1 protein-coding gene is annotated in these 1,814 nt (G+C 64.4%); it reads left to right on the forward strand.

Features of this window, described 5'->3' with window-relative positions; all coding sequences use genetic code 11:
• The first annotated feature begins 84 nt into the window (after window positions 1-84).
• The gene (locus AC5Y49_RS24560) at window positions 85-1,743 is read left to right on the forward strand and encodes a transposase (protein ID WP_499891982.1); all 1,659 of its coding nucleotides are present in this window, start codon (window positions 85-87) and stop codon (window positions 1,741-1,743) included.
• Window positions 1,744-1,814 lie beyond the last annotated feature (71 nt).

The raw sequence follows: 1,814 nt of genomic DNA on the forward strand, positions 1-1,814 counted from the left end.
AGGGTGTCGCACGAATCCCTGGTGTGAATCGTCTGTTTGCGTGTCGTTTCGCGTGAAAGATGCTGTTGTTTGCGATGATTCGAGGTGTCTGTCAATGTGCGTACCGGTGATGTCGATCAGTTGATGATGATGCCGCCGTCGGTGCGGGAGTGGTTGCCCGAGGATCATCTGGCGTTTTTCGTGCTCGACGTCGTCGCCGAGCTCGATCTGGACGCGTTTTATGCGGCGTATCGGGTCGATGGCAAGGGCGGATCGGTGTATGACCCGGCGATGATGCTGTCGGTACTTCTGTATGCGTACTGCACCGGGGAGCGGTCCTCGCGTCGGATCGAGCGACGGCTGGTCGAGGACGTGGCCATGCGGGTTGTCGCGGCCAATCAGCGGCCTGATCACGCCACGCTGGCCAGGTTCCGCCGCCGTCACCAGGACGCGATCGCGGAGTTGTTCGGCCAGGTCCTCGGTCTGTGCGTCAAGGCTGGTCTCGTCGATGCGGGCGTGGTCGCCATCGACGGCACGAAGATCGCAGCGAATGCCTCGTTCTTCGCCAATCGTGACCATGCAGACCTCAGCGCTGAACTCGCCGGATCCGTGGAACGCGACCCCGCGGCCGCGGCGGCTCGTCGTATCGCCGATCAGGTCTTGGCCGAAGCCGAGCAGGTCGATGCGGCCGAAGACGAACGGGACGACAACGACCAGCTCAGGCGGATGCCGGCGGGGTGGGCCGGTGGTCGGGATCGACGCTCGCGGATCCGGGCTGCCCTCGACGAACTCGAATCACAGAAGGCGTCCGATTTCGAGGCCCGGATGGCCGAGCGTGTGCGCAAGGAAGCCGAGTCGGGTCGCAAGCTGACCGGGCCGAAACCGAGCGCGGAGACGGCGCGGCGGGCGCGGTCGCGGCGGGCGAACACCACCGATCCGGATTCGCGGATCATCCCGCACGCCTCCAAAGGCGTGCTGCAGGGCTACAACGCACAAGCGGCCGCGACAACCGGGCACATCGTGGTGGCCGCCGAGATCAGCAACACCACCAACGATCAACCCCATTTCGTGCCGATGGCCACCGGGGCGATCGACAATCTCGCCGCGGCCGGACACCGTGGTGGTGCGGGCACCCTCGTGGCCGACGCGGGTTACTGGACCAGTGCGAACGGCACCACCGACGTCGGGGCCGAGGTGCTGATCGCGACACGAAAGCCGTCGTGGCGCAAGGCCGACAAACCCGACGATGACAAGTTGGCGGTGCTGGCGAGGGTCAATCGTGGTGAGCTGTCTCAACGTCAGGCGGGTGCGATTCTTGGCGTCTCGTATACCTGGGTGCGCGACATGACCAAGCGTTACTTCGGGCGCGATGGACAGCGCATCACCCGCAGCGCTGAACCCGAACCCCGGGAGTGGATTCCGGTCATCGAACGCGTCGCCGCCGGCGAGATCTCGATGCGTGCCGCCCGTGACCAACTCGACGTCTCGGTAACGCGAGTCAAATCGATGCTCGCGCACGTCCGAGGCGACAGCATCGACCCTACGATTGCTCGAAACATGATGAACGACAAACTCTCTAAGCCTGAGAACGCCTCGCTTTACCGCAAGCGCGGCGTCAGCATCGAACCCGTCTTCGGCAACATCAAAGCCAACCTGGGGTTCCGCAAGTTCTCCCTCCGCGGACACGCTGGAGTGCACAGCGAGTGGCGCCTGATCTGCACGGTGCACAATCTGCTCAAACTCCAGCGCGCAATCCCCGCCTGACCACAAACCCCACACTCGACCCACCACCTGCAAGCCACCGCCGACTCACACCAGGGATTCGTGCGACACCG

This window comes from Mycobacterium sp. NGS62 (genome assembly GCF_059812285.1).